Source organism: Rhodothermales bacterium (assembly GCA_041391505.1).
GTDB lineage: Bacteria > Bacteroidota > Rhodothermia > Rhodothermales > JAHQVL01 > JAWKNW01.
On record JAWKNW010000028.1, the window covers coordinates 15,348 to 39,857 of the forward strand.

General features: G+C 61.1%; 22 protein-coding genes. 11 read left to right on the forward strand and 11 right to left on the reverse strand.

The window, feature by feature from the left end; all coding sequences use genetic code 11:
• Positions 1-12 precede the first annotated feature (12 nt).
• The 4 genes from R2834_20415 (at position 13) to R2834_20430 (ending at position 4,886) form a co-directional block, all read left to right on the forward strand.
• On the forward strand, positions 13-2,901 hold the full coding sequence (locus R2834_20415; GenBank protein ID MEZ4702709.1) for a hypothetical protein: 2,889 nt from the start codon (positions 13-15) through the stop codon (positions 2,899-2,901).
• A complete protein-coding gene (locus R2834_20420; protein MEZ4702710.1) occupies positions 2,898-3,569 on the forward strand; it encodes a hypothetical protein in 672 nt (223 codons plus the stop codon). The genes R2834_20415 and R2834_20420 overlap by 4 nt, the downstream gene beginning before the upstream one ends.
• An 80-nt stretch (positions 3,570-3,649) precedes the next feature.
• A complete protein-coding gene (locus R2834_20425) occupies positions 3,650-4,057 on the forward strand; it encodes a hypothetical protein (protein ID MEZ4702711.1) in 408 nt (135 codons plus the stop codon).
• 205 nt (positions 4,058-4,262) lie between these two features.
• Complete coding sequence (locus tag R2834_20430) at positions 4,263-4,886, forward strand: hypothetical protein (GenBank protein ID MEZ4702712.1); 624 nt, start codon at positions 4,263-4,265, stop codon at positions 4,884-4,886.
• Positions 4,887-5,225: 339 nt separating this feature from the next.
• Here the strand turns inward: R2834_20430 and R2834_20435 are convergent, their stop codons facing one another.
• The 3 genes from R2834_20435 to infA all read right to left on the reverse strand — a co-directional run bounded on the left by R2834_20435 (position 5,226) and on the right by infA (position 9,723).
• The gene (locus tag R2834_20435; GenBank protein MEZ4702713.1) at positions 5,226-5,894 is read right to left on the reverse strand and encodes a response regulator transcription factor; all 669 of its coding nucleotides are present in this window, start codon (positions 5,892-5,894) and stop codon (positions 5,226-5,228) included.
• Positions 5,895-5,971: 77 nt separating this feature from the next.
• Positions 5,972-9,034 (reverse strand): two-component regulator propeller domain-containing protein, encoded by a 3,063-nt coding sequence (locus tag R2834_20440; protein ID MEZ4702714.1) that lies wholly within the window; start codon positions 9,032-9,034, stop codon positions 5,972-5,974.
• A gap of 467 nt (positions 9,035-9,501) precedes the next feature.
• Entirely contained in the window at positions 9,502-9,723 is a 222-nt protein-coding gene (infA, locus tag R2834_20445) for a translation initiation factor IF-1 (protein MEZ4702715.1), read from the reverse strand.
• A gap of 213 nt (positions 9,724-9,936) precedes the next feature.
• On the opposite strand from infA, the gene R2834_20450 reads away from it, so the two are divergent.
• Together R2834_20450 and R2834_20455 are read left to right on the forward strand one after the other, a co-directional pair.
• Positions 9,937-11,076, forward strand: coding sequence for a THUMP domain-containing protein (locus tag R2834_20450; protein ID MEZ4702716.1), 1,140 nt, complete (start codon positions 9,937-9,939; stop codon positions 11,074-11,076).
• A 245-nt stretch (positions 11,077-11,321) separates the two neighbouring features.
• Positions 11,322-11,882, forward strand: coding sequence for a hypothetical protein (locus R2834_20455; GenBank protein ID MEZ4702717.1), 561 nt, complete (start codon positions 11,322-11,324; stop codon positions 11,880-11,882).
• A 143-nt stretch (positions 11,883-12,025) separates the two neighbouring features.
• Here the strand turns inward: R2834_20455 and R2834_20460 are convergent, their stop codons facing one another.
• Positions 12,026-13,390 (reverse strand): DUF4038 domain-containing protein, encoded by a 1,365-nt coding sequence (locus R2834_20460; GenBank protein ID MEZ4702718.1) that lies wholly within the window; start codon positions 13,388-13,390, stop codon positions 12,026-12,028.
• Positions 13,387-14,445: a magnesium/cobalt transporter CorA gene (gene corA / locus R2834_20465; GenBank protein ID MEZ4702719.1), complete on the reverse strand. Its 1,059-nt coding sequence runs from the start codon at positions 14,443-14,445 to the stop codon at positions 13,387-13,389. The genes R2834_20460 and corA overlap by 4 nt, the downstream gene beginning before the upstream one ends.
• A 246-nt stretch (positions 14,446-14,691) precedes the next feature.
• Between corA and R2834_20470 the strand changes: the two genes are divergently transcribed.
• Together R2834_20470 and R2834_20475 are read left to right on the forward strand one after the other, a co-directional pair.
• Positions 14,692-15,891, forward strand: a complete 1,200-nt coding sequence (locus R2834_20470; GenBank protein MEZ4702720.1) for a pentapeptide repeat-containing protein — start codon at positions 14,692-14,694, stop codon at positions 15,889-15,891.
• A 104-nt stretch (positions 15,892-15,995) separates the two neighbouring features.
• Positions 15,996-16,310: a hypothetical protein gene (locus R2834_20475; GenBank protein ID MEZ4702721.1), complete on the forward strand. Its 315-nt coding sequence runs from the start codon at positions 15,996-15,998 to the stop codon at positions 16,308-16,310.
• A gap of 14 nt (positions 16,311-16,324) precedes the next feature.
• Here the strand turns inward: R2834_20475 and R2834_20480 are convergent, their stop codons facing one another.
• The 4 genes from R2834_20480 to R2834_20495 all read right to left on the reverse strand — a co-directional run bounded on the left by R2834_20480 (position 16,325) and on the right by R2834_20495 (position 18,769).
• Positions 16,325-16,660, reverse strand: a complete 336-nt coding sequence (locus R2834_20480) for a TfoX/Sxy family protein (GenBank protein MEZ4702722.1) — start codon at positions 16,658-16,660, stop codon at positions 16,325-16,327.
• A 10-nt stretch (positions 16,661-16,670) separates the two neighbouring features.
• Positions 16,671-17,057: a S24 family peptidase gene (locus R2834_20485; protein ID MEZ4702723.1), complete on the reverse strand. Its 387-nt coding sequence runs from the start codon at positions 17,055-17,057 to the stop codon at positions 16,671-16,673.
• Between the two features lie 96 nt (positions 17,058-17,153).
• Complete coding sequence (locus tag R2834_20490) at positions 17,154-18,479, reverse strand: M20/M25/M40 family metallo-hydrolase (protein MEZ4702724.1); 1,326 nt, start codon at positions 18,477-18,479, stop codon at positions 17,154-17,156.
• Positions 18,476-18,769, reverse strand: coding sequence for a hypothetical protein (locus R2834_20495; protein MEZ4702725.1), 294 nt, complete (start codon positions 18,767-18,769; stop codon positions 18,476-18,478). The genes R2834_20490 and R2834_20495 overlap by 4 nt, the downstream gene beginning before the upstream one ends.
• A 180-nt stretch (positions 18,770-18,949) precedes the next feature.
• On the opposite strand from R2834_20495, the gene R2834_20500 reads away from it, so the two are divergent.
• A complete protein-coding gene (locus R2834_20500; GenBank protein MEZ4702726.1) occupies positions 18,950-19,633 on the forward strand; it encodes a site-2 protease family protein in 684 nt (227 codons plus the stop codon).
• Between the two features lie 445 nt (positions 19,634-20,078).
• Positions 20,079-20,471: a hypothetical protein gene (locus R2834_20505; protein ID MEZ4702727.1), complete on the forward strand. Its 393-nt coding sequence runs from the start codon at positions 20,079-20,081 to the stop codon at positions 20,469-20,471.
• A gap of 508 nt (positions 20,472-20,979) precedes the next feature.
• Here the strand turns inward: R2834_20505 and R2834_20510 are convergent.
• Positions 20,980-21,696, reverse strand: a complete 717-nt coding sequence (locus R2834_20510; GenBank protein ID MEZ4702728.1) for a thermonuclease family protein — start codon at positions 21,694-21,696, stop codon at positions 20,980-20,982.
• A 126-nt stretch (positions 21,697-21,822) separates the two neighbouring features.
• On the opposite strand from R2834_20510, the gene R2834_20515 reads away from it, so the two are divergent.
• Positions 21,823-23,316 carry a glycoside hydrolase family 32 protein gene (locus tag R2834_20515; GenBank protein ID MEZ4702729.1) on the forward strand — a complete coding sequence of 498 codons (1,494 nt, stop codon included), beginning with the start codon at positions 21,823-21,825 and terminating at the stop codon, positions 23,314-23,316.
• Between the two features lie 38 nt (positions 23,317-23,354).
• Here R2834_20515 and R2834_20520 read toward each other — a convergent pair whose 3' ends face one another.
• The gene (locus R2834_20520) at positions 23,355-24,353 is read right to left on the reverse strand and encodes a formylglycine-generating enzyme family protein (protein ID MEZ4702730.1); all 999 of its coding nucleotides are present in this window, start codon (positions 24,351-24,353) and stop codon (positions 23,355-23,357) included.
• Positions 24,354-24,510 lie beyond the last annotated feature (157 nt).

Consider the following 24,510-nt stretch of genomic DNA (forward strand, 5'->3'; position numbering starts at 1 on the left):
ACCAGGCGTCGCATGGAGGACATCCTGACCCTTGGCGACCTCCACACCGCAAACGATTATATCGAACGGCTGTCCCAAGGAGAGGCTCTACCGGATTCAAATTACCAAACGGCGTTTGATAGCTTTTTCCCGGAGCAGGTCGATTTGATTTACGACTGCCTAGATCGAGAGCGCCCCATCTGGGCTCATTTCATCGAAAGGATCCGTAAAGGCAAAACGCCGGACGGCCAGACTGCGCGTATCGCACACCTGGAATTTGGTGCACAGGCGGAAGCCCAAAGAGATACACTGGCAGACAGCATCGAGGCATGGTTTGACCTGAAGCAACGTCGTGTCGATTCGGACCCTGACGCTATTCGTATCCTCACTGAACTAGGCTTCAGCATCAGACAACTGGAAACAGTCTGTGATCAACAGCGGACGTACATCACGTTTGAAGCAGACGTCCCGCACCCTTCCCGTGTTCTCATTCCGGCGTTTGGGTCTGATTTTCAAGGGCGGTATCGCGTGTTATGCGTGTGGGATTCGCCCGATGAAGAAGAGTTGCTCGATCATCTCGCAAACATTGACTACGGACACGCCCTCCTCGTCTTCTACTTTGGGACCCTCTCGGTTTTGGCCCGGCGGAGGCTCGCACACCTGTGTCGTCAGAGACGCCACCAAAAGGGAAGCAAGGCCATAGTTATTGACGACATTCTTTTCCTCTATGTGATGTCACATCCAAGGGGCATTCGCATGAGAACGCTATTCGAGTGCGGACTTCCATTTACCGTCAGTGAACCGTACAACGCTCAGTCCAGCCACGTAGCGACCGAGATGTTCTATGGGCGTGAGCGTGAACTCGAACGCATCTTCAATCCAAAGGATACAAGCCTGATTTACGGAGGTCGACAGCTTGGCAAAACAGCCCTGCTCCATTATGCTGCAAGTCAGTTTAACCAGCATCCTAAACGACACGCCTGTTACATCGATCTGAACGCAAATCTGGTAGGCATAACACAAAAACCGAGTTATGTATGGCGCCTGATTACAGAATCCTTGATCGACGAGGGTGTTCTTGAGGATACCGTACCTGTCAGCGTACGTCCGGACAAACTCAATGATCTCATCAGCACATGGTTGAGCGAAGACACCGAACGGCGCATCCTGATCCTGCTCGATGAAGCGGATCGTTTCTTCGAATTTGATAGCCAGCAACACTACGCTCAAACCCAACAGCTAAAAGGTTTGATGGAGAGTACCGAGCGTCGCTTCAAAGTGGTGTTCGCAGGCCTTCACAATGTATACCGTAGCTCTCGCGACCCCAATCAGCCTCTGCACCACTTGCAGGAACCCATTTGCATCGGTCCCCTGCTTGTCGAAACGGAGAAAAAAGCTGCGGCCGCGCTCGTGGAGCAACCTCTCAAGGCGCTCGGCTATCGTTTCGAGTCACCGGATCTCGTATCGCTTATTCTCTCCCAAACCAATTATTACCCCAGTCTGATTCAGCTCTACTGTCAGCAACTATTGAAGGACCTTGGAGAATCGACCCATGTCCGTTTCGATCCCAGACTGACTCCTCCCTACTTGATCACGTCCCAACAAATACGGCATTCATATGAGCAGCATGATCTGTTCATGCGGATCCGAAAGAAGTTCGAGCTTACGATAGAATTGGATGAGCGGTATGCTATCATCGCGAACAGTATTGCACTCGCCATACTGGAAGGTGACAAGAATGGAGATGACGTAACTGGCTTCGCCGTCGATTGGATCAAGGATGCATGTATTGGGTGGTGGGAGTTGGGTTTCCGAGGCAGTGCAGATGAAGAAGACGTCCGTACCCTGGTTGAAGAGATGGTCGGACTCGGGGTTCTCCGTCGAATCGCCGTAAAAGGTGAGAACCGTGTGCAAAGATACACACTACGCAGCCCAAACGTTTTGACCTTGCTAGGAACGAGGGAGGAAATCGAACAAGCGTTGTTGAAAGAGCGACGACCACGTCCAACGAATGACCCGATCACGTTCCGGAGTCCTTGCGATGATGGTCTCCTGGCACCGTTGACGGCGCAGCAGAGCAACAACCTCGTGATGCCGGAGAACGGCATCACGCTCATCTTTGGGACGATCGCCTCATCGATCCATCGGGTGGCCGACTATCTTCAAAGTCGTGCGATGGACGCAGATGTGCGTGTGTTCACGGCCGGCACCGAAACCACAGCGTTCGTAAACTGGCTGGAAGAAAATACAAGTTCACATAGAAAAGCCGGCGTCACCTTGCTCGTTGTGCCAGAATCGATCCCATGGTCATCTCATTGGATCGAGATGGCAGAGGGACGTATCGCATCACTAAGCTCTTCCAGGGCATTTGTTCGCGTTGTTTTTCTTGGTGACGCCGATACGGCCATGCGTTTCACGCGGGAGCACGAAAAGCGCCTTCCCCAGATAGAAACACTTCAAGTACAGATCATTACCCTCACGCCCTGGCATGCAAATGCGCTTTACCTCTGGCTTGATCAGATGGAACCTTCTGTTGACGAAGCCATGGCCAAACACATCAGCCATGCAACAGCCAATTGGCCGTTCCTGCTCGATCATCTCCGTGGGATCGTGCAAACGGGTACCATGTCGTGGCCACCAGTACTCGCGCAGTTTACTCGGCTACTCCAAGATAACAAGTCGGAATTCTTACGTGCGTTCGGATTGACCGATGAATATCAGCGCAATATCCTTGCAGCGATTGCAGCTTGGGATGGCCTGGATGGCATTTTTAAGGACGACCTCCTTGACTTGCTCCATGAGGAATATCAGGAACCGTTGATTCGGGACGTCTTGCGATGGGCCGGCTCACTTTCCTTGACGGTGCGCAAAGAGGGACGCATTTGCCTCACACCCCCTCTGCAGGAGCTTTTGCGGCCATGAATAAACTCTGGTGGTCATTGCCCTCGCCGGCGACATTCATTGAGGAAGTTGTGTCCCAAATCCGACGAGGTAATAATACCGTACTCGCACTTCCAGATCATCTTCCACCTGGTATTGAGTTCGCTTGTCGCGCGCCGCTAGGACTGGATTGGGCCTGGGAACACGTGGAAGCCAGGCCGATCGACGCTCCTCAACGCCACATTCAATCTCAATACCTGAGTGGGAATGATGTTGCGCCAAAACATATAGCCGAAAAGCTGGCCACAAGCCGTACCCATCGGAATCACATCTTTTGGCTGCATCTCACAGACCCTTCGGATTGGCTTAACTGGGTAGATTTTGTCGAGGAGTACAGTTTAGTGCGAGAAAGTCAGGGCGTACGTAGTGCTGCCCAGTTTGTGATTATTCTCCAGGGTGAAGCGGCTCGCAAGCTACCATCTGAAGCATCGGGCATCGTCGTCAGAAAGTGGCGAAATGTAATTTCCTCCGTCGATGCACTTTTGCATGCCACCCATCTTTATCCGAAGAAAGGACCGTATGACATCCAGGATCAATTAAATATAGCCTTATGTGCCTCAGTCGCCATGTGGGACCCTGATCTCGCGAAAACGATCATGGGTGATCTCGACGATTTTTTAAAGATCCATCCACCATACTTCGACATTTAAACCAACGACGAGGCTGGGATGCCCATACGACGCCAGACTGGCAAAACGGGCAAAAAGGATTCTACAATGGCGAAGAACGATTGCACATCGGTATCCATGTAGCCAGAGGTGTAATGGGCGAATTCAGGCGACGTCAATGGGAGGCACAGGTAGGCGTACTTTTTCCCTTCATTGAACAGCGTCGTCTGCAACTGATTGATCTGCTGTCACACTCGATTCCATTGCCCACTTCTCGGTCACGAAATGGTTTCACCCAAGAAATCACGCGTCCCGACGAACTGGAGCTGTCGAATATGCTTGATTTTCTTAGATCAGCATCTGGCGTGGAAAGCGAATTGATTGAAACGGTGGGAAAACTCAAAGCTATGCGTGACGCTCTCGCACATCAAGAGACAGTCTCAAACCATGAGATTGCCCACCCCTATGCGGCTATTATTCGTCGCGCCCGCACCGAATACAGTCCAACCGCCTCGATCCGAAGAGTATGATGACAGCAGTTGGCAGCCGTTCCGCGTCCTGCAAGTTAGAACCGACTCTCTTTCCGTACTTAACATGGGGCGAATGACTGACCGAGCCCTATGCGCACCTTGAACAACGTAATCGCGCATCATGGGCACGCCAGTATTTATTTTTCGTCAATGCTTTCTCGCGCATATCGCTTCGTCCCTCCATGGCTAGCCACCCCAACCCCTCATGCCCGAATCGAAGCCTTCCGAATACGCCCAGGTGCAGGCCGAAATCGCTTCGCTGCCACCTGATGCCCAGGTTAATTATCTAATGACCCGATTATCAGGCTACTGGGCTGCAGCCTACCGGGCCACTACAGACCATCCGACGGATTTACACACGGTATCCTACGGCAGCTTCCATTATCTATTCGACTGTTTTCCGATGTTCTCGGAAGATTTTAAGGCCGACAACGAGCATCCTATCGAGCCCCGCATGGTGGCGGCGTATGGCGTCTCAAATCCAAACGAGGGCGCACGCGACGACTATCGCCTGCGCGGCTGGGTGGGCGCCACCGAGACGTACTTCGGCAAAGAATGGGACAAAGGGCATTTCATCGCTCACTCAATCGGAGGAGCGGTCGATCTGGTCGAGCTCAATGTCTTTTTACATCTAAGAAGCCTGAATCGTGGCTGGTCCGACCAGGGAAAACGATTCAGGTCCATGGAACGGGCATGCAGCCGGCGCGCCGGCACATTCTGTTTTCATCGTCCCCTGTATGATGACGCCTCCAATCGACCGGCACGCCTGGAATTTGGCCTACTGCGCGAGGACGGTACGTTTTGGATAGATTTGTTCGACAACCTATAGGCCGGCGATTCACGTGCGAACCTCCAGTTCCGAGCTCAGGAGGAGCTTTCTGATAACCGCGAGTGCTGCAATCGTCCCATCACAAACGGCGCTGGCTCGCCCAATGCCTCCATACACCCCACCAACGCACGTCGGCGGCGGCCTCCAGCGATCAGAACCTCGCGTTGTCCTGCATAAGGCACAGCGTACCGATCAAAACCTGATGCCCCCCGACATGTACGACAAGACGATATTCGCCGGGCATACTCGACATCAACGATTCGCTCTGATCCAACCAGATCGGGCACATATAGTCTGATTGGTAACGAGTTGGCCTGTCTGAGCTATCGTTTCAGCGCTTCATATCTCGCCTTTCCGGATCGCCTTGCCCACCGCCTCGGCGGCCGAGTTCACATGGAGCTTCTGGTAGATATTGCGCAGGTGCGAATCCACGGTGTGCCGGCTCAGATGCAACTCCGCCGCCATCTCCAGCTGACGAAACCCGCGCTCCATAAGCCGCAGGATCTCGCGCTCACGCTCGCTCAATTCGTACTCCTCGGCCTGCTGCTTTTGCCGCTGAAAGAAGAGTCCCACTTTCCGCGCCACCGGGGGCGACATGCACATGCCGCCGCGGTGCGCCTCGCGGATGCCGTTGACCACCTCGTCGGTCACGAGCGGTTTCACCAGATACCCGCAGGCGCCGGCTCCGAGCGCCGCGTAGATGACTTCTGCCTCGTCCCGCACGGTAAGCATGATGATGGCCGACTCGGGCTGCATCTGTCTGAGCACGCGAGCCCCCTCGATCCCGCTCATCATCGGTTTCCGACCAGAGAGGATCTCGACGTCGAGTACGAAGACATCCGGCTCTTCGACCAACGGGGACTCGATCAGGGCTTCGAGCAACGCCTCGCAGGTGGCGTAGGCGCCCCCGCAATGCATGTCGTTCACTTCCTCGAGGAGCGCGATCAGGTTGTTACGCTGCTCGTCGCTGTCTTCTACAATCCACACGCTGATCGATGAACGCGGCATCTCGGTTTGCACAGGTATTTTCGTATTCGGTCAACAGTACATAGTACGATCATGCACACCCCCCGCACATGGCGCATTTACGTGATGCTGACGGAAAGTTCGATGCGTGTGCCGGCGCCCGGAGCGCTCTCGACTTTCAACGTGCCCCCGATCGCCCGGGTGCGGTCGTCCATGTGCCCCATCCCGTAGCCGGCCCGTTGTACGTCGGTGTCAAAACCGGATCCGTCGTCGGCGACGGTCACGGTGAGCACGCCGGCTTCGTACGCCACAGCCACATCCACCCGGCCCGCGTCGGCGTGTTTCATGGCGTTGTGCATCGCCTCCTTGGCGATCATGTAGATATGCTGCCGCTTCTCCATCTCCAGGGCGATTGGAGGTACCGTGTCCGGCGCGTGAAAAGCGGCTTTCCCGCTCGGGAAAAACACAAAAACGACCTGATGCAGCCGGTCGATCAGACCGGGAAGGGTATCGTTGTTGGATTCCACCACCCACGTGACGTCGCGCACGTAATCGAACATGTCGCGCGCCCGGCCCCATAGTTCAAGCAGGACGCGGCGATCTTCCACGCTGAAGCGGTCCGAACGGCCGAGGCGCTCAAGCGAAAACACAAGCCCGTTCAGATCGCTCCCGATGTCGTCATGGAGTTCACGGACCATGTTTCGACGCGCCGTCTCCCGCTCCGCCTGAGCGCGGCGCTCGGTCTGCTCGAGCCGGAGTTTCATGCTCGCGCGATAGGCAAAGAACAGGCCGACGCCCAGACCCGCCCCCAATAAGAGCAGAACCTGGACCCACCAGCGTTGATACCAGGCGGGGACGATCACTACCGCCAACCGGGCCTCGTGCTCACTCCACACCCCATCGTTGTTCGCGCCGATCACGCGAAACGTGTACTCCCCCGGCGACAGATTCGGGTAGCGTGCCACCGGATTGGAGCTATATACCCAGTGAGCATCCACGCCGTCGAGGCGATATGCGTAGCGATTGTCCGCCGGCGTGTCGAATTCGAGCGCAGCGAAATGAACCGTGAACTCGTTCTGATCGTGATCGAGCCTGACCGAAGACGTGTAGGCTATCGATCGGGGCAGCGGATAGGGCTGTCCGAACAGATCGAACCCCGTCAACGCCATCAGCGGCGGGGTCGGGTTATTTCGAATCGAGTCCGGCAAAAACGCGACGAGCCCTTCGTTGGTCCCAAAAAACAGCTCGCCCCGCCGACTGCGATGACAGGCGCCATCCAGAAATGACGCGGTGGGCAACCCGTCCGACGCGGTGTAGATGGCCGCCACCTGCTGGCGATCGCCGTCGATGCGGGCAAGGCCGTCCGCCGTCGACGCCCAGATGTCGTTGCCCATTCCCGGGAGCACGCACATCACCGTATTGTGCGGAAGACTGTCGGCTACGGTAAACAGACGCAGCGCATCGGTCTCCGGATCGATGCGCATCAAGCCGTCTCCGGTCGTCGCGGCCCATATCGCGCCATCGGGCGTTTCGGCGAGGCTCACGATCTTCATACGGGACGTGCGCAACGGCATATCCGTAACCGACGGGACGCGCGAGAAGATGCCATGCGTACGATCCAGCCGCTCCAGGCCACCGCCTACCGTACCGACCCAGAATCGGCCGGCCTGATCTTCCAGCATCGGCCACACGGAAAAATGCGCCGGCCCCGTCGTAGCCCCTCCGGCATACGGGTAGTGTATGAAGCTGTCGGTCGACGCATCGTAGCGGGCCATGCCACTCGTCACCGTGCCGGTCCACAGGGTGCCGGACACGTCCTCGTAAACGGAGTAGATGAGCGCGTCCGGCAGCGTGCCGGATGCCGGACCCGGAACGTACCGGCTGAACCGATCGCGGGATGGATCATATCGGCTGATCCCGCCTCCCCCGGTAGCCACCCAGATGTTGCCGTCGCGATCCTCGGTAATCGACCATATCTGGTCGAAACTCAGGCTGCCCGGGTCCGCCGGCTCGCTGACGAAGCGCCGTACCGTGCCGGCCGACCGATCCAGCCGGTCCAGTCCGCCGCCCAGATACCCGACCCATAGATAACCGTTGCGATCTTCGTGGATCGCATTGACCCGTGGATGCGAAAGCATGCCGGCCTCCCGTGTCGCGCGAGGCCATAACACCTCAAAAGCTTTGGGCGAGCGGCGTTTATTCAGCCCGTTCCAGGTGCCGACGAAAAGATGACCCGATCGGTCCACCAGCAGCGAGGTGACATCGTCGCTGGATAATGAGGAAGCATCTGTCTCCTCTTCGGTCGCACAATCCCAGTTCCCGGGCGCACCGCCGTACACACAGAGGCCATAACCCCAGATGCCGACCCAGATCCGGCCCTGGCCATCCTGTTCGATGGCGTACACATTCGCCTCAGTGGAATTGCCAACGATCCGGCGCCCCGCGCGAACGGCCAATGCCTCCCGGGTCTCCGGGTGCCATTGCACGACGCCCCCGCCCACCAATCCGATCCATAACGTGCCCTTTTCATCAACCAGGAGCGATTTGATGATGAGCGAATCGGCCGGCGTACCGGTTTGAATCGGGCGGAAACCAGCCTCGCCTGGCGGCCGATAGGCAAGACCTCGTTGCGTCCCGACGTAGAGCCCATCCTGCCCGTCCACCCCGAGCGCAGAAAAACCCGACACGTCGTCGAGTTGTGTATCGACCTCGGTGTAGGTATTCGTCAGTCTGTCGAACCGATACAGCCCGCGCCAGGTGGCTACCCACAAGGCGCCATCTTCCGTAATAGCCAGCGCGTTGATAATGCCCCGGCCAAACACCGAACTGTCTCCCGGCATCTCGAGGTAGTGGTCCACTTCACCGGTCGTGAGATCCAGTCGATTCAACCCGTTTCGTGTTCCGATCCATAGACTACCCCCGCGAGCCAGCAGCGCGCCAGGCTGGATGGCGTTATCGGTCAGATAGGCATCTCCAGCGGGAAAGTGCGTAAACGAACGGCCATCGTAGCGATTCAAGCCATCGAATGTACCGACCCAGAGAAAGCCCTGCTCATCCTGTTCCAGCGCGGTGATGGCCAGCGAGGACAGTCCATCGGTCGTACCCATGCGATCGAACCGCGTCGCGTGCTGGGCACATACCGGGGTATATAACAGCATCCCCAGCGCACAGACGAGCGTCATGGAGACGAGCGATGGAGGATGGCAACCGATTGACCGAATCATCATAGGGTGTTGCAGCCTAAAGCGTCGAGTGGCGCGGTCTCATGCCAGAGCCTGCGTCATGAACCGTCCCCGGGCGCATGCTCCGCGGCCGCGCGGTCAGATGCGGGATGCTCGATGCGTGATGATGGCCCCATGCAGGGTTCTCGTAGCCCGCATCCCATGAAGCGCGCGCCAGGACGCGTCCGATACGTTCTTAACGGAGTCGCAAAGATAGGACTTAGCGCGCCGGTATAACACATGACCTGATCATGTTATATCGACCCGACTCGGTAGCCGCAGCGTGCCGGGATTTCAGTGGGTGGTCGCATTGTAGTCCCCCGATGAAAGGATGTGAACGGCACACTACGATCGACCGATACAAAAAAAGACCTGGCTCGCTCTCGAACCAGGTCTTTTCAGGGTAACCCGCTTGGGCTGACATATGCTTATCCTTTGTGCCGATAGACGATGCGGCCTTTCGTGAGATCGTAGGGAGACATCTCGACGTCGACGCGGTCGCCGGGCAGAATCTTGATGAAGAACTTGCGCATCTTGCCGGACAGCAGTCCGAGGATGGTATGTCCGTTTTCGAGCTCGACGCGGAACTGGGTATTCGGGAGGGCCTCGGTGACTTTTCCGAACTGAACGATTGGTTGCTGTTTGGCCATTCTATGGGCGCTTTTGCGCGTTGGTTTGAGGAATACGGGCGGCACATGCACTTCGCCGCGCACGACTAATTGCCGTTATGCACTCCTAGGTACGCACTCCTCGGCCACATGGTCCGCCGCCGGCGCATTTTCCTCGCGCGCCACCGCCGAACATCCCGCCGGCGCAGGGTTATAACGGCACGCACCAAAACCCGCCCGCCCGGCCGCTTCAGCATGTATCTCTACCAGGAAAACCGACGCTTTTTCGCCCAGATCGCCCACGGCACCGAAGAACTCGGCGCCGTGGAACTGGCCGAACTCGGCGCCCGTTCGGTCTCGACCTCCTACCGGGGGCTGTTTTTCGACGCCAACCCTGCGTCCCTCTACCGCATCGTCTACGGATCCCGCCTCGTCACGCGCGTCCTCGCCCCCATCGCCGCCTTCCACTGCCACAATCCGGACTACCTGTACCGGACAGCGATGGACATCGAATGGAGCGATTTTCTCCCGTCCGACGGCACCTTCGCCGTCTTCGCCAACGTCTCCAACAGCAAGATCCGGCACTCGAAATACGCCGCGCTCCGCATCAAGGACGCCATCGCCGACCAGTTCCGGGAACGATCCGGCAGCCGGCCCGACGTCGACACGCGCGACCCGGATCTCTGGATCAACCTCTACATCGAGAACAACCACGCCACGATCAGCATCGACGCCTCCGGCGGCTCCCAGCACCGCCGGGGCTATCGCCTCGAAGCCGGCCGGGCGCCGATGCAAGAAACTGTCGCCGCCGCCATCATCCGCTATAGCGGTTGGGACGGCGACATGCCGCTGTACGACCCCATGTGCGGATCGGGCACCCTCCTCGCCGAAGCCCTCATGCAGTACGGCCGCGTGCCGGCCGGCTACCTCCGCTCCCGGTTCGGGTTCGAGCGGCTGCCTGACTTCGACGCCCGCCGATGGAAGGAGATCAAGGCGGAGATGGACGGCCAGATCCGCGTGCTGCCCGAAGGCCTCATCGCCGGCAGCGATCGCTCCCCCGACGCCATCGCCATCGCCCGCTCCAACCTCAGCGCCCTCCCCGACGGCGAACGGATTCGGCTCAGCGTCACGCCCTTCGAAAACCTCCCCGGCCTCGCCGGCAAATACATCGTCACCAACCCGCCCTACGGCCTCCGACTCGGACGCGACGAGAACCTCCAACCCTTCTACAAGGCGTTCGGCGACTTCCTGAAACAGCAATGCACGGGCTCGAAGGCCTTCGTCTACGTCGGTGACCGCGAGTTGCTGAAATTCGTGGGGCTCCGCCCGTCCTGGAAAAAGCCGCTGGTCAACGGCTCGCTCGACGGCCGCCTGGCCTGTTATGAGATGTATTGACCTGTTCTCACAAACTTCTCATCGTGCGATCAGGTTTAACACACGATGAATGTGTTATTTTTTTTACGCAAGTGACCCACATCCAGAGTACTATCTAGGCCGGCCGGTTCGAACTCGCGAATCGCCGTGCATTTCGTCGATTTTCTCGATCCACCCTCAGAGAGAACGCAAGGGCTTGCCATGCCCTCGTGGCATTCCCGTGGCGAAAGATCCAGGATCGCTATCGATCGAAAGCTTTATTGAACATGAAAAACCCCAGACATAACATCTCGCGCATCGACACTCGAGCGACGCACGGATGGCAGGTCCGTATCACCCGAAAATCCAATCCCTGTTCGAAATTTTTTGCCGACCGCCAGAACGGCGGCCAGGATGAGGCCCTCAAGGCCGCCATGGCCTGGCGGGATGAGCAGCTGAAGTCGTCCCCCAAACTCGCGGGCCGCAGCATCGAGGAATCCCGCAAGGGGATCAAGACCGGGGTGCCCGGATTGATGGTCGGCTACGAAGAGGGCGCTACCGGCATCTTCCCGTACCTGAACGTCTCCGTCCGCCGGCACGGCAAACTGACGACGCGCAGCGTCTCCATCGCCAAATGGGGCCTCCGTGTCGCCCTCTGGAAAGCCTGCGTCGCCCTCGCCACGGCCACGATCGGCCGCGACGACCGGATGGCCATCCAGCAGCAGGCCCAGCAGCTGTTTAATGTCTCCTACCCCAACATCCAGGACGCGCTTGAAAAGCCGCAGCCGGCGGTGCCGGCTAAAGCGGACGAGGTGGAAGAAGACGTAGACGAACTCCAGGAAGCCTGAAAAAAACGCGAGGCGCCGCCCCGCCCACCCGGGTACGGCGCCCCGCGCCTGAGCGCCCGAAAGCGCTCGTGCAACCACCTCGGCGTCATATTCTACCGAGCGCTGTTTTTTTGCCGCGCCCTGTTTCCCTGTTCAGGCGCCGGCTATTTTTTGCCGGGCTCCGGGAAGTCGCGGCGCGCATCGTCGACGACGAGGACCCAGTCGTTCCCTCGGGCCGGGTCCGCCGGCGGATCGAGACGCAGCACGTCCGTCCGCGCCCGCTCCCCGAGGGGGATGGCCGTGCCGAGCGCGGGGTTGAACCACCATAGGCGGATGCGTGGCGCTTGCATGGACTCGAGCGAGACGGCGAATGCATCCCCGAACGGCGTATAGGCGATCAGAAAACTGCCGTCCGACGCGGCCGCGGCCATGACGGTCCGGCCGCCCGTGTTGGGCGCATCCTTCACCTGGCCCGTCGCCGGCTGCAGCAGCTGCCAGGGTCTCGACTCGAACAGCTGCCGCATGTAGCCGGCCTGAAACGCACCGGGATAATCCAGCGCCTCGCGCCACATGGTGCGGGCGACGGACACGGGCGGGTGCCGGTCGACATCCAGGAATTGCCACACGTTGTGATTGCCGTAGGTGTGCCCCATCGCGCCGGCCAGCATCGACCAGTAGCCGGCGCGCCGGCTGTCGAACGCGTCGAACCACCCGTTCTGGGCGCGCCAGTTGATCGGGTGATCCTCGTAGTTCGGCTCGCCGTCCAGCACAGGCCGCACCGGCGTCCGGCCGTAGTCGGCCGACGTCATCCGGTAGTTGGGGTTGTCGATCTCGCCGTGGCCGGATTGAAACATGTGGATGTCCAGCCAGCCGTCCTCCTGAAAGAAGCGCGAGGACGAGTAGCCGCCGGACGGATGGTACGTCATCAGGTGCCGGCCTTCGTCGCCCGCCGCCAGCCCCTCGGCCATCGCCCGGATAATGGCGAAATCGTCCTCCTCTTCAGGCGGTCGGTCCCCCCCGAGGATCCAGATCACCGGTTTGTTGCGATACCGCCGGCCCAGAAATTCGCCGTAGGCGCGTGCGTTGGCCGGCGTGAACACCTCGGGGCCCACGCCCCACTTCCTGTTGAACTTGTCGCCCCAGGTAGGCAGCATCCCGATGTAGAGCCCCAGCGCCGCGGCACGATCGACCACGGCGTCCACATGCTGAAAATAGGCCTCGTTCGGCCGCGTCGGGTCCTGGTCGACCAGCGCCAGCGCGCCATAGCGGTTCGGCTCCGTCAACCCGTCGAACTCGGCCAGCACGACGGCCTGGATGACCGTAAACCCTTTGGCCGCCCGATTTTCGAGGTAATAGCCCGCCTCCTCGCGGTCCAGCCGATGAAACAGCTCCCACGCGGTATCGCCCAGCCAGAAGAAGGGTGACCCGTCGGCGTTGACGATGTGCCGGCCATCGTCGCCGATACGGAGATCCTGCGCCGTGGCGGCGCCGGCGAGCAGGCAAAACGACAGGATCAGTGCGTGTCTCATAGCCATTTTTTCCGCTTGAAATACAGAACCAGACCCAACGCCATAACGGCCATAATGCCCATCACGACGGGATACCCGAACATCCAGTGCAGCTCGGGCATGTGGTCGAAATTCATCCCGTAGATGCCGACGACGAACGTCAGCGGGATAAAGATCGTCCCGATGATCGTGAGGAACTTCATGACCTCGTTCATGCGCTGGCTCTGCGTGGAGAGGTAGAGTTCGGTGAGGCTGGCCAGGGCGTCGCGCTGGCTCTCGAGCATTTCGATGACCTGCACCACGTGGTCGTACACGTCGCGGAGGTAAATGCGCGTCTTTTTGTCGAAGAGCCGGTCTTCGTTGCGGTCCATCGCCGCCACAACCTCGCGCATCGGCCAGATCGCGCGACGCAGGTGGAGCACCTCGCGTTTGAGGTCGTTGATGGTGTAGAGCACCTCGTCGTGGGCGTCCAGCAGGAGCTGGGACTCGATGGCGTCCATCTTTTCGCCGGCCAGCTCCACGACGTGGAAGTAGTGATCGACGATCGTATCCACCAGGACGTAGGCCAGATAGTCGGCCCCCATCTTCCGGATATTGCCCTTCCCGTTCCGGATGCGTTCGATCACCGGGGTGAAGACGTCCCCCTCGTATTCCTGAAACGAAATGACGAACCCCTTCCCCACCACCAGGCTCACCTGTTCGATGTCGATGGCCTGGTCCTTGCGCTCGTGCAGCATGTAGAGCTCGATAAACGCATAGGTCTCGTACGACTCGAATTTCGGGCGCTGGCCGGTGTTTACGATATCCTCCATGACCAGCGGATGCAGCCCGGCCATGCGGCCTATGGCCTCGATGACCGTGGCATCGTGCACGCCGTTGACATTGACCCAGGTCACGGTCGCCGGCGACGCCACCGGGATACAATCCGCCGTGTTCGCGTCCGGCTTTTCGCGCACCGCCTCCGCATCGTAATCGATCACCGAGATCTGCACCTGCTCGGTGCGCGGCGCGCCTGTGTAGACGAGGGTGCCCGGAGGCAATCCGGGGCGCTTCGGCTTGCGACGATGTCTGAGCATGGCTTCGCTGATGGATGGTCGCGCAAGATACGATGCCTGCGCGAAACGTGCCGGCGCCGGAAAAGACCGGTAACTCTTCGCAGCGCCGCCAACCGGTACGATAGTAAACAGAAATCACTACCCACGCTGCCTTTTTCGCCGACTCAGCCCGGCACGACCCCGAACATACCGTCACCGCATTGAACCCTGGCATCGCCGCGCCCGCACTGTCTTCGCGGATAGATTATTGTAGATGAAGCTCGCGTCATGGCCAATATCGAGCATGTTGAGATTTTAAGGCAGGGGGTTGAAATCTGGAATCAGTGGCGCGACGAGCACCGTTCGATTCAGCCCGACTTGCACGGTCTAAACCTGAAAGGCGTCGATCTCAGCGGCGCCAACCTGCGCGAGGTGAACTTCCTGGAGGCCAATCTCCAGGGGGCCGATTTGCGCTGGACGGATCTGATCAAGGCCAACTTCTTCGAGTGCAACCTGACCGGCGCCCAGCTCTTCAGCGCGGACCTGACGCGCGCCAATTTTGTCCGTGCCAACCTGTTTCGGGCGAACCTGTGCCGGGCCCGCATGCACAACGCCAACCTGAGCCGCGCGAACCTGAGCCGCGCCAACCTCGAGGAAGCGGACCTGAGCAAGGCGATCCTTTTTCGCGCGCGGCTGATCGGCTCGAACTTGCGCAGCGCGAACCTGGCCGACGCGAACCTGAGCGAAGTCGACCTCAGCGGCGCCATCATCAACGACGCCACCCGGTTGCGCGGCGCCAAGGACGTCCTCGCCGGTATCAACGGCATCTATTCCTTCAGCACCGACTCGGCCGCGCTGATGTCGTCCACCCCGCGTGGCGACTCGATGCTCGGGCCGCATCCAGAGGCCGTGCTGGAAAGCCTCAAACGGGCGCGGCGGTATCACGGCTTTTCGTTCGGGCTCGCGTTCGTCTCGCTGATGCTGCTGATCACCAATCCGCCCGAGCTGTCCATCTACACCTTCGGCAGCATCCGCACGCCCATCGAGCGGTACACGCTGTTCTCCCTCATGTTTACAGCCGGCGTGCTCTCCTATGTCAAGTCGTTCATGGAGGATGCCCTCGAGGGCACGCGCTATTTACGGGATCGCGAGAGCGCCGTCAAGGTGGGCCGGTTTCCGTGGTCGATGAGCCGGTTCGCCGGCTACCGGTGGGATCGCCGGCTGACCTCGCTCCTCATCCGGTTCGTCATGGCGTTTCATCCGGTCGTCTACCTCTTTTTCCCCCGCGTCGAGGTGCCCTGGTACGAGTGGGCGCTCGGGAGCCTGATCCTGCTCTTCAGCGGGTGGATCTTCCTCATCTCCCAGAAATTCCAGAAACCCATCCTGTTCGACACCGTGACCGAGCTCCATCGAAAAAGCGACATCAAGGTCATGGCATCCAAGCTGGATGTGCTGATCGATCTGCTCCGCAAGGGACGCTCCGCCTGACGCCGCCGGATTGAGGATGGGGCTTCATTTTCCTATCATGTCCGGCCCGTTCCTCCATCGTATCCTGCATACGACCGCCTCGTTGCCACCAACCGCTTCCGCCCATGCTACGCGCCCTGGATGACGCCTCGATCCTCGACCGCTACCTCGAAATCAAAGCCCGGATCGCCGAACTCGAGGAAGAGCTGGAGTCGTTGAAAGCACCGCTGATCTACGCGCTGATGGAAGAGCCCAGGGAGAACGCGCAGTACAAGGGGTTCGAGCTGAGCATCCAGCGGCGCAAGACGTACGCGTATTCGGAGAAGGTGACCGAGCTCGAGGAGGTGCTGAAGGAGGCCAGGGCGCACGAACGGGAAGCCGGCATCGCCGAGGTGGCCAAGGACCAGGCGATCCTCGTCGTGCGCGCGGTCAACCGGTAGCCGGTAACGAGCGGTTACGCCGTCTTGTCCGGCAGCGTCTTCACAAACGACAGCGTCCGGTCCACCCAGCCATCCAGGGCCGCGTCCGACTCCAGCCCGTCCCGGCTCACGTAGACATACCCCTTCATCGGTTTGCCGGTAAAGTCCATCGGCCGGACATGCGGTAGCCGGAGGGCGGCCTCGTACCCCGCCGGCCCGACGCGGGCCATCAGTTCGTCTTTCACGATGCCGCAGAACATGTAGCCGCGGTGCATGAACGCGAGCCCGCCAAACATCCGTTTTTCGGTGACGGAGACCTTTGATGCCAGTGTACTGCGGATGCGCTCGGCGAGCGCGGTATCGAATGCCATGGCGTGTTGTTCAGGTTGCGAGTGAATAGATGCCGTAACGAACCACTCCCCAGATGAGATCGCCCTCCTCCGGCGCCAGCCGATGCGGCGGCGATCCGTCGGCGGCGTTCAGCATGACGGCGCCGGGGCTCAGCTCGATCCGGCGGACGACCATCTCGCCGGCCGCGAAGGCGACCACCACCGCGCCCGACCGGGGCCGAACCGCCCGATCCACCACCAGCACATCCCCCTCGGAGATCCCCTCCCCGGCCATCGCGCCGCCCCGCACCCGCACCATGAAGGTGCTCGCCGGGTGCTCGATCAGGTCATCGAGACGGAGCCGCGGCTCCAGCCAGTCTTCTGCCGGACTCGGAAAACCGCTGCCGTTGTTTTTTCGCGATGTGGCCGTGGTAGACATGCGTCGTCCTGCGGGATTCAGTAATCGCACATAATATACACATATTTTCTACACAAGCCACCCCGGCCTGCCACTTTTTTATCGCGATCCGCGCACTCAGCGCGTGGGATACCCGCCGGGGCGCGTCAGCCGGTAGATGAACACCGCCGCCCGGATCGTGGCGATTTCCAGCGAGGCGATGTCGAGCCGCTCGCCCACGGCGTGGGAGCCGGAGCCCATCGGCCCCAGTCCGGAGAGGGCGTCCGTGTAGGTGGACGCGAAGGAGATGTCGGCCGCGCCACGCAGGCCCGGGTCGATGGGCTGGATGCCGCCGTGCCCGAGGTCGCGGCTGGTGGTGTCAAAAAGCCGGAAGAGCCGCTGGTTGCCCTCCGTCGGCGACATGGCTGGATAGCCCTCGCGAAACGTGATCGTCGCGCGGGTGCCGGGCAGGTTCTGGCGGGCGATGTTGCGCATCGTGGACCGCGCCATTTCCTTTTGCTCTTCGGTGAGAAAACGCAGATCGCCCTGGACGATGACGCGGGCCGCCAGGACGTTCGTTTTGCCCTCGGCCTCGCCGGCGGCCGCGAGCGCATCGTACGTCGCCTCCGCCCCGCCGACCACGAGGCCCGGATTGATCGTCAGGTTCTCCTCCCCGCTCAACGCCCGTCGGAACGCATCCAGGATGCGGGCCGCCTCGAAGACAGCCCCGTACCCCATCGCGTCGGTGAAGATCTGGGACGAGTGGCCCGTCCGGCTCTCGACCTCCAGCGCCCACTCGCTGACGCCCCGCCGGGCGATCGTCGCGTGATGGGGGCCGACGGAGCCTTCGAAGCCGAGGGCCACGTCCGCCCGTCTCGCCTCGTCGATCAACTCGCGCCGCTCGATCTCGATCGATTCGGGGTCCTCTTCGTCGCCCGTGAGCATGACCGTGATCGCGGCGTCGTGCAACGCGCCGGCCTCCTGCAACGCGGCCAGGGCGTAAAGGATGACGGCGTTGCCGCCCTTCATGTCCACCGCGCCGGGGCCGATCAGAAAGCCTCCCTCGCGCCGGCTCGTCTGGAACGGACTGGAAGGCTCGAAGACCGTGTCGAGGTGCCCGATGAGGAGCAGGCGCGGTCCTTCGCCGCCCCGGGTTTTGGCCACCAGGTGGCCGGCCCGTCCCAGCGAATCCGGATAATAGATCCAGCTCGTTTCCATGCCGAGCGCCTCGAAGGCCTCCCGGTAGACCGCTCCCACGGCGCGTACGCCTTCGATGTTCAGGGTGCCGCTGTTGATCGCGACGGTCTTCTCGACGAAGTCCACCGCGTCGGCGGCCTGCCGGGCTACGGCATCGCGTATCGCGGCTTCCCGGGGCGACAGGTTCTGCGCGTGGGTGGCGATCGGGCTGTGCGCCAGCAGCCACGCGAGCACGCCGGCGGTCGCGAGGCGGGATAACAGGCTCACTGCAACTCCAGCAGCGACGTCACGATGTCTCGCCATTCCACCTCCATGTTACCCCGGGCGACGGGTTTGCCGGCCTGGCGGTACCAGTACGCCGCGTTGGAAAGATCGCCCTCCTCGCGATGGAGGTGGGCATGGACCCAGGCGGCCGCCGCCGTGGTCTCATCCTGGACGGCGGCATGGGCATCGTCCCAACGGCCGGCGGAAGCGAGCCATAGCGCGCGCAGCGGCGTCGGCAGTCCCGCCGGCGGCTCGGCATCGTCGAGCGAGGCTTCGAAACGTTCAAATGTCATAGCATGCGGCATCAATGGCTCTAACCCGGGCTGACAGACAGGTTCAGGTAGCGGCGAGCGGGTCGCCGCACGGTCGGCACGGCGGGTACAAGTATACGAATCCTGAAACATTCACGTTATAAATCCGCACTATGAGCACAGGCGGTCGATACACGACCAGCCCCATCAACGGTCAACGCCATGAAACCCTACAAAGTCGGCACTTTTGCCCGCATCGATGTCTTCCTCCACTGGTCGTTTTTCCTGATGATGGGTGGCATCTTCGTGTTTTATCTCTACCAGGGCGCGTCCGTGATGGCGGCGCTCGCCGGCGTGGGCATGATGGGCGCCGCGTTTTTGTGCGTCGTGCTGCACGAATACGGCCACGCGCTGATGGCGCGGCGTTTCGGGATCCCGACGCTGGATATCACCCTCTACCCCATCGGCGGCGTGGCGCGGCTCTCGCGGATCCCCAAGGAGCCGGCACAGGAATTCCTGATCGCCGTAGCCGGCCCCGCGGTGAATATCGCCATCGCCGGCGTCTTGTTCGGTTTCCTCACCGTCTTCGGCGGCGCCCCGTCGCTCCCCAGCGTGATGGCCGCGCCGATGCAGGTGGTGGGTGCGCTCATGTGGTTCAACGTCATGATGGCGGCGTTCAACATGCTGCCGGCTTTCCCGATGGACGGCGGCCGCGTGCTGCGCGCCGGCCTGACCGTCGTGCTGGGTTTCAGCCGGGCGACGCAGCTGGCCGCTCTCGTCGGCCATGTCGTGGCGCTGGGGATGTTTGTGTACGGGATCTACACCTTCCAGTTCATGCTGCTGTTCATCGCCCTCTTTATCGTGATGGCGGCCCAGCAGGAAGTGCAGCAAACGGTCATGCAGTGACCGGGCGGGACGCCCCGGCGCGGCGTCCGTCGGGCCTTTTCGCCGCGTGTGCACGATAGGCATGTATTCGTTAAGCTTTCGCTACGAAACCGCCACATTTCGATCACACTCTCCTCCGGAGATCGCCCTATTATTGAGCATCCTCGAGTTTGATTGAGTGTCTGAGCAATGGCCCGGGATCCCGTAAGATCTCGGGCTTTTGCTTGGCTCGAGGCCCCCCCGCTTCGTTCGCGACGACCCGTCCGGTTCTCGCCGATCCGATGCCACGATTCCTGGCACCGGATTCTCTTTTTTTCCTGCTTCAGTGACTGTCCGTGACGAAGGACAAGATGACGTTGACAGGGTGCCGTCTCCTACCCATACCTCCGAGGCCGGCTCATCCGTACAATCCCGTGTGATTCAGGATGCCTGCCACCCGATACGATCTGCCGGTATCTGAACCGCCATGAAGCTGGAACACCTGCTAGACCGCTGGGCGCAACTCGAACCCAACCGGTGTCAGTACACTGAAGAGCACGACTTCGAGGAACCGTGGTACACGATCGTGTTCGAGTCGGGACGGGCGCACATCGAATACCGCAACGCCACGCAGGAAGATCACGCGCTCCTTCAGGCTGTCATCCAGAAGACGATCGAATCCCGGAACTGGCTCTGGTCCGTGCTCTACTCGTCCAAAGGCGTCTACCGTGCCGGCGTAAAAATCGCCGAACGCTACATCAGCGAAACCGCCCGCTTCCCGGCCTACGCCCTGCTCGCCGCCTACCTGAAGGCGCTCGAAATCTCGATGGGGGAAGACGAATCGGCGCCGACCGCCGCCGACCGCGCGGGGATCGACTGATCCGGACCGGCTGCCGGCCTCCTTCCTCCGGGCTTGTGCGTCGCAACGCGCAATATCATTTCGAGAGCGAACCTCGGTCTCACTTGGCCTTTTCCCGTCGCCCCACCCCGCCAGTTTGCGGCCGGCGAACGCATCTTTTTATCCAGTCATAAATTTTTTTGAGCACGCCGGCACGCCGGTCCGTGCATCTCGCCGGAAGTCACACGGATATTTCTTTCGGTTTTCTCCGATTTGCCGTCAAAAATCCTTTTTGATGGCCCACGTTTTCCGGCCGATTTCCGCGCCGAACGTTTTTTTGTTCCGTCTACTACATTTTGGGTACGCGATTTGCAAAACGCTTAATTGCACTTCCAAGGAGGACGGAGGCCTACATGGTGGGTACGGCCTCCGTCTGGCACCTCCTCCGCCTTATCTTTTTCCGATAAAAAAAGCCCCCTGCATCAGGGGGCTTTTTTTATGGCCGCCCATTCAGCCATACACCCGATTTCTCCTCGGCCTCGTCAGTCCATCAGTAGTTCGGCTTTCCCGCACACGGGCATTGCGTACCAGGGCGCGATTCCCAGGTACCGGGCCCCGCGCCGCTGGAATCCGCCGTCACCCAGATGCACGCCGTATGCGTGGTGCAGGCCGATTCGCCCGGATCGGATTCGTCGGAGGGACGCGTGGCGGCCTCCGTTACGTCGGCAGCCCCCACCACGCCCGGTTCGGGCGCCCATAGCCCGAGCCCGCGCATCTTCGCCTCCCGATAGAGCCCTACATACACAGTGAGGTCGCCGGCCACCTGATCGAAATCCAGCCGGGCGTACCCGTCGGCCAGCATCCGCGCGTTCAGTTCGTAGCTCGCTCGGCCGCGTTCATCGGCCACATACACCAACGCCGGCTCGTAGACCTCTTCTTCCGTATCCTGCGGCGCTTCCGGGAGGCCCAGGCGGTCGACGACCAGCGGCTTGCCCCGCACGAGCGCCGCCATGTAGGCCGCCGAGATCGCACCCAGACGCTCTTCCCGGGCGAGATCGTGGCCGGCGGCGAGGGCGTCCTCGGTCATCTTGGGCGACGGGTGGCGCTCCGGGGCATCCACGCCGGCGAGCCGGATGCGCGAGCCGTCGTCGAGGACGAGGCGGTCTCCGTCGATCACGGCGGTGGCGCGAACGACCTGCGCCGCCGCGAGCGGCGCAAACGAGCAGGCTACCGCGGACAGTAGCAGAAACGTCAGCATCTTCCGCATATCGGGGTTCCGTTTGTATTATGGGCGGATCCTGGTCGAGTGGTGCCGTACGCCCCTCTCCCGTCCATCATCTCGCCTAAATATCGTATGTATCAGCGCGTTTCATTAATGGTCCTAACCGCCATCTTGGCGACGGGTTGCACGGAGCGGCCTGCCGCGCCCGTCGCCTATCGCGAGCCCTTCCGCCTCCAGTATCATTTTTCGCCCGAGAAGAACTGGATGAACGACCCGAACGGGCTCGTCTATCACGATGGCGAATATCACCTTTTTTACCAGCACAACCCGTACGGCGATCGCTGGGGCCATATGAGCTGGGGGCACGCCGTCAGCCCGGATCTGATGCACTGGGAGCATCTCCCCGTGGCGCTCGAAGAGGAAGACGGCATCATGATCTTCTCGGGCAGCGCCGTCGTGGATACACGGAACACGTCCGGCTTCGGCACGGCGGATCAACCGCCGATGGTGGCCATCTATACCGGTCACACGGATACGCTCCAGACGCAGCATATCGCGTACAGTGTCGACCGGGGGCGGACGTGGACCAAATACGCCGGCAACCCGGTCATCGATCTCGGCTTGAAGGACTTCCGGGATCCCAAGGTATTCTGGCACGACGAATCCGGGCAATGGATCATGGTCGTTTCCGTCCCGGCCGAACACAACGTGCACTTTTACGGCTCGCCTGACCTCAAGGAATGGACCTTCCTGAGCGCTTTCGGGCCGGAGGGCGCGTCGGACAGCATCTGGGAATGCCCCGACCTCTTCCCGCTGCCGATCGAGGGGCGCGACGGCGCGACGCGGTGGGTGCTCATCGTAAACATCGGCTCGAACGCCGCCGCCGGCGGGTCGGGCGGTCAGTACTTCGTGGGGTCGTTCGACGGCAAGACGTTTACGAACGACAATCCCCCGGAGCAGGTGTTATGGGTGGATCATGGCGCCGACTTTTACGCCGGCGTCACCTGGGGGGATATCCCGGAATCGGACGGCCGGCGCATCCTGATCGGATGGTTCAACAACTGGCAATACGCGCAGGACATCCCTACCTCCCCCTGGCGCAGCGCCCAGTCGGTGCCGCGCGCCCTCGCATTGCGGGAGACGCCGCAGGGTCTCCGGCTCGTCCAGCACCCGGTACGTGAGGTGGAGTCGCTGCGGGAGACGCCGCAGACATTCGCCGGCCTCGACTTCGCCGCCGCCGACGCGCTGGGTTTGAAAGGCAATCAGTTTGAACTCAATGCCGAGATCGCCCTGAACGGAGCGGATCGCGTCGAGATCGCCGTGCTGGCCCGGGGCGCGGAGCAAACCGTCGTGGGCTACGACGCGTCGGAAGGCGTGGTGTTTATCGACCGGACGGCCTCGGGCATCGGGGATTTCCACGACGCGTTTCTCGCGCGGCACACGGCTCCGCTGGCGGCCCCGGACGGGATCGTTCGCCTCCGGCTTCTGGTCGACTGGTCGTCCGTCGAACTGTTCGCCGGCGACGGCCTCGTGGCCCTGTCCGACCGCGTCTTTCCGGATCCGGAGAGTCAGTCCATCCGCTTCTCCCACGCGGGAGGTTCACCGGTGCTCACGTCGCTCGCGATCTGGCCATTAAAATCGACCTGGGGGCGTCCTTCCCTGTAGCCGCGGTCAGTGCGGCACATCCATCCCTGTAGCCGCGGTCAGCGCGGCACATCCATCACCGTGCGGAAGCCGACGTGGAAGAGCGATGATTCCGGCGTGGAATGGCTGCGTGCCGACACCCGGTATCCGTGGCAGTAGCCGTCGTTGCACAGGAACGAGCCGCCGCGCTGGACGCGCTCGCTGAACTCGTCGATCTCGAAGGGTTCGTCGAGTTCGTTGTAGGGCAGGTACCAGCTGTCGGTCCATTCCCAGACGTTGCCGCCCATGTCGGTGAGGCCGAGGGGCGTCTTGCCGAACGCGCCGACGGGGGACGTGTAGAGGTAGCCGTCATCGCCCGAGTTAAAGAAGGGAAACTCCCCTTCCCAGGTGTTTGCGCGCGGTTTGCCGTCGGCAAACAGGGCATTGCCCCAGGCATAGTCGTGCGGGGCCGATGTGGCGCCGCGGGCGGCGTGCTCCCACTCGAACTCGGTCGGCAACCGCCGGCCGGCCCATTCCGCATAGGCCACCGCGTCGTTCCACGACACCTGGGTCACGGGATGATCGTCCTTCGCCGCCGGGCCATCGGGACCCTGCGGATGGTGCCAGGTCGCGCCCGGCAGCAGGATCCACTCGTAGGTCTCCATGTTCAGCACGGCGGCATCACCAAAAGCTTCCGCCTGCGTTTTGAAGCCGGTCGCCTCGACAAAGGCCCGGAACTGGGCGACCGTGACGGGGTGCTCATCCATGAAAAACGGCTCGACGTCGGTCTCGAACACCGGCATTTCCATCGGCAGCCCTTTCTCCGACCCGATGCGGGTTCGTCCGCCGGGCACGTAGACCATGCCCTCCGGCAACGCGATGCCCTCGGGAGGCGCCACCGGGCCATCGAAGGCGAGCAGGACAGGAACCGCCGTTTCCGGAGCGTCCATTCCTCCCTTTTTGCCGGTCGCTATCAGAAATACCGCGATGCCGGCCACGACCGCGAGCGGCAGGCCGAGGCGGAGCAGGATCTGGCGAGATGAAAGCGGGGACGACGGGGCAGGCTGTTCGGATGACATGGCAAACTCGATCAGGCGGGGTGTAGAGCCTTAAGGAACGAGTTTACGCGCTCACTTTCAACCGGGTGCGCACAGGGATCAGGGCCATCACATGCTCTTCAAACGTGAGCATCTGCCGGTATGGGAGTATGGGAGTGCGGGGGTATGGGAGGTTTTG

Excerpts from the sequence above, each read along its gene's own strand:
- R2834_20415 (MEZ4702709.1), top strand. The coding sequence starts at position 13 with ATGGAGGACATCCTGACCCTTGGCGACCTCCACACCGCAAACGATTAT.
- R2834_20420 (MEZ4702710.1), top strand. The coding sequence starts at position 2,898 with ATGAATAAACTCTGGTGGTCATTGCCCTCGCCGGCGACATTCATTGAG.
- R2834_20430 (MEZ4702712.1), top strand. The coding sequence starts at position 4,263 with ATGCCCGAATCGAAGCCTTCCGAATACGCCCAGGTGCAGGCCGAAATC.
- R2834_20435 (MEZ4702713.1), bottom strand. The coding sequence starts at position 5,894 with ATGCCGCGTTCATCGATCAGCGTGTGGATTGTAGAAGACAGCGACGAG.
- R2834_20440 (MEZ4702714.1), bottom strand. The coding sequence starts at position 9,034 with ATGACGCTCGTCTGTGCGCTGGGGATGCTGTTATATACCCCGGTATGT.
- infA (MEZ4702715.1), bottom strand. The coding sequence starts at position 9,723 with ATGGCCAAACAGCAACCAATCGTTCAGTTCGGAAAAGTCACCGAGGCC.
- R2834_20450 (MEZ4702716.1), top strand. The coding sequence starts at position 9,937 with ATGTATCTCTACCAGGAAAACCGACGCTTTTTCGCCCAGATCGCCCAC.
- R2834_20455 (MEZ4702717.1), top strand. The coding sequence starts at position 11,322 with ATGAAAAACCCCAGACATAACATCTCGCGCATCGACACTCGAGCGACG.
- R2834_20460 (MEZ4702718.1), bottom strand. The coding sequence starts at position 13,390 with ATGAGACACGCACTGATCCTGTCGTTTTGCCTGCTCGCCGGCGCCGCC.
- corA (MEZ4702719.1), bottom strand. The coding sequence starts at position 14,445 with ATGCTCAGACATCGTCGCAAGCCGAAGCGCCCCGGATTGCCTCCGGGC.
- R2834_20470 (MEZ4702720.1), top strand. The coding sequence starts at position 14,692 with ATGGCCAATATCGAGCATGTTGAGATTTTAAGGCAGGGGGTTGAAATC.
- R2834_20475 (MEZ4702721.1), top strand. The coding sequence starts at position 15,996 with ATGCTACGCGCCCTGGATGACGCCTCGATCCTCGACCGCTACCTCGAA.
- R2834_20480 (MEZ4702722.1), bottom strand. The coding sequence starts at position 16,660 with ATGGCATTCGATACCGCGCTCGCCGAGCGCATCCGCAGTACACTGGCA.
- R2834_20485 (MEZ4702723.1), bottom strand. The coding sequence starts at position 17,057 with ATGTCTACCACGGCCACATCGCGAAAAAACAACGGCAGCGGTTTTCCG.
- R2834_20495 (MEZ4702725.1), bottom strand. The coding sequence starts at position 18,769 with ATGACATTTGAACGTTTCGAAGCCTCGCTCGACGATGCCGAGCCGCCG.
- R2834_20500 (MEZ4702726.1), top strand. The coding sequence starts at position 18,950 with ATGAAACCCTACAAAGTCGGCACTTTTGCCCGCATCGATGTCTTCCTC.
- R2834_20505 (MEZ4702727.1), top strand. The coding sequence starts at position 20,079 with ATGAAGCTGGAACACCTGCTAGACCGCTGGGCGCAACTCGAACCCAAC.
- R2834_20510 (MEZ4702728.1), bottom strand. The coding sequence starts at position 21,696 with ATGCGGAAGATGCTGACGTTTCTGCTACTGTCCGCGGTAGCCTGCTCG.
- R2834_20520 (MEZ4702730.1), bottom strand. The coding sequence starts at position 24,353 with ATGTCATCCGAACAGCCTGCCCCGTCGTCCCCGCTTTCATCTCGCCAG.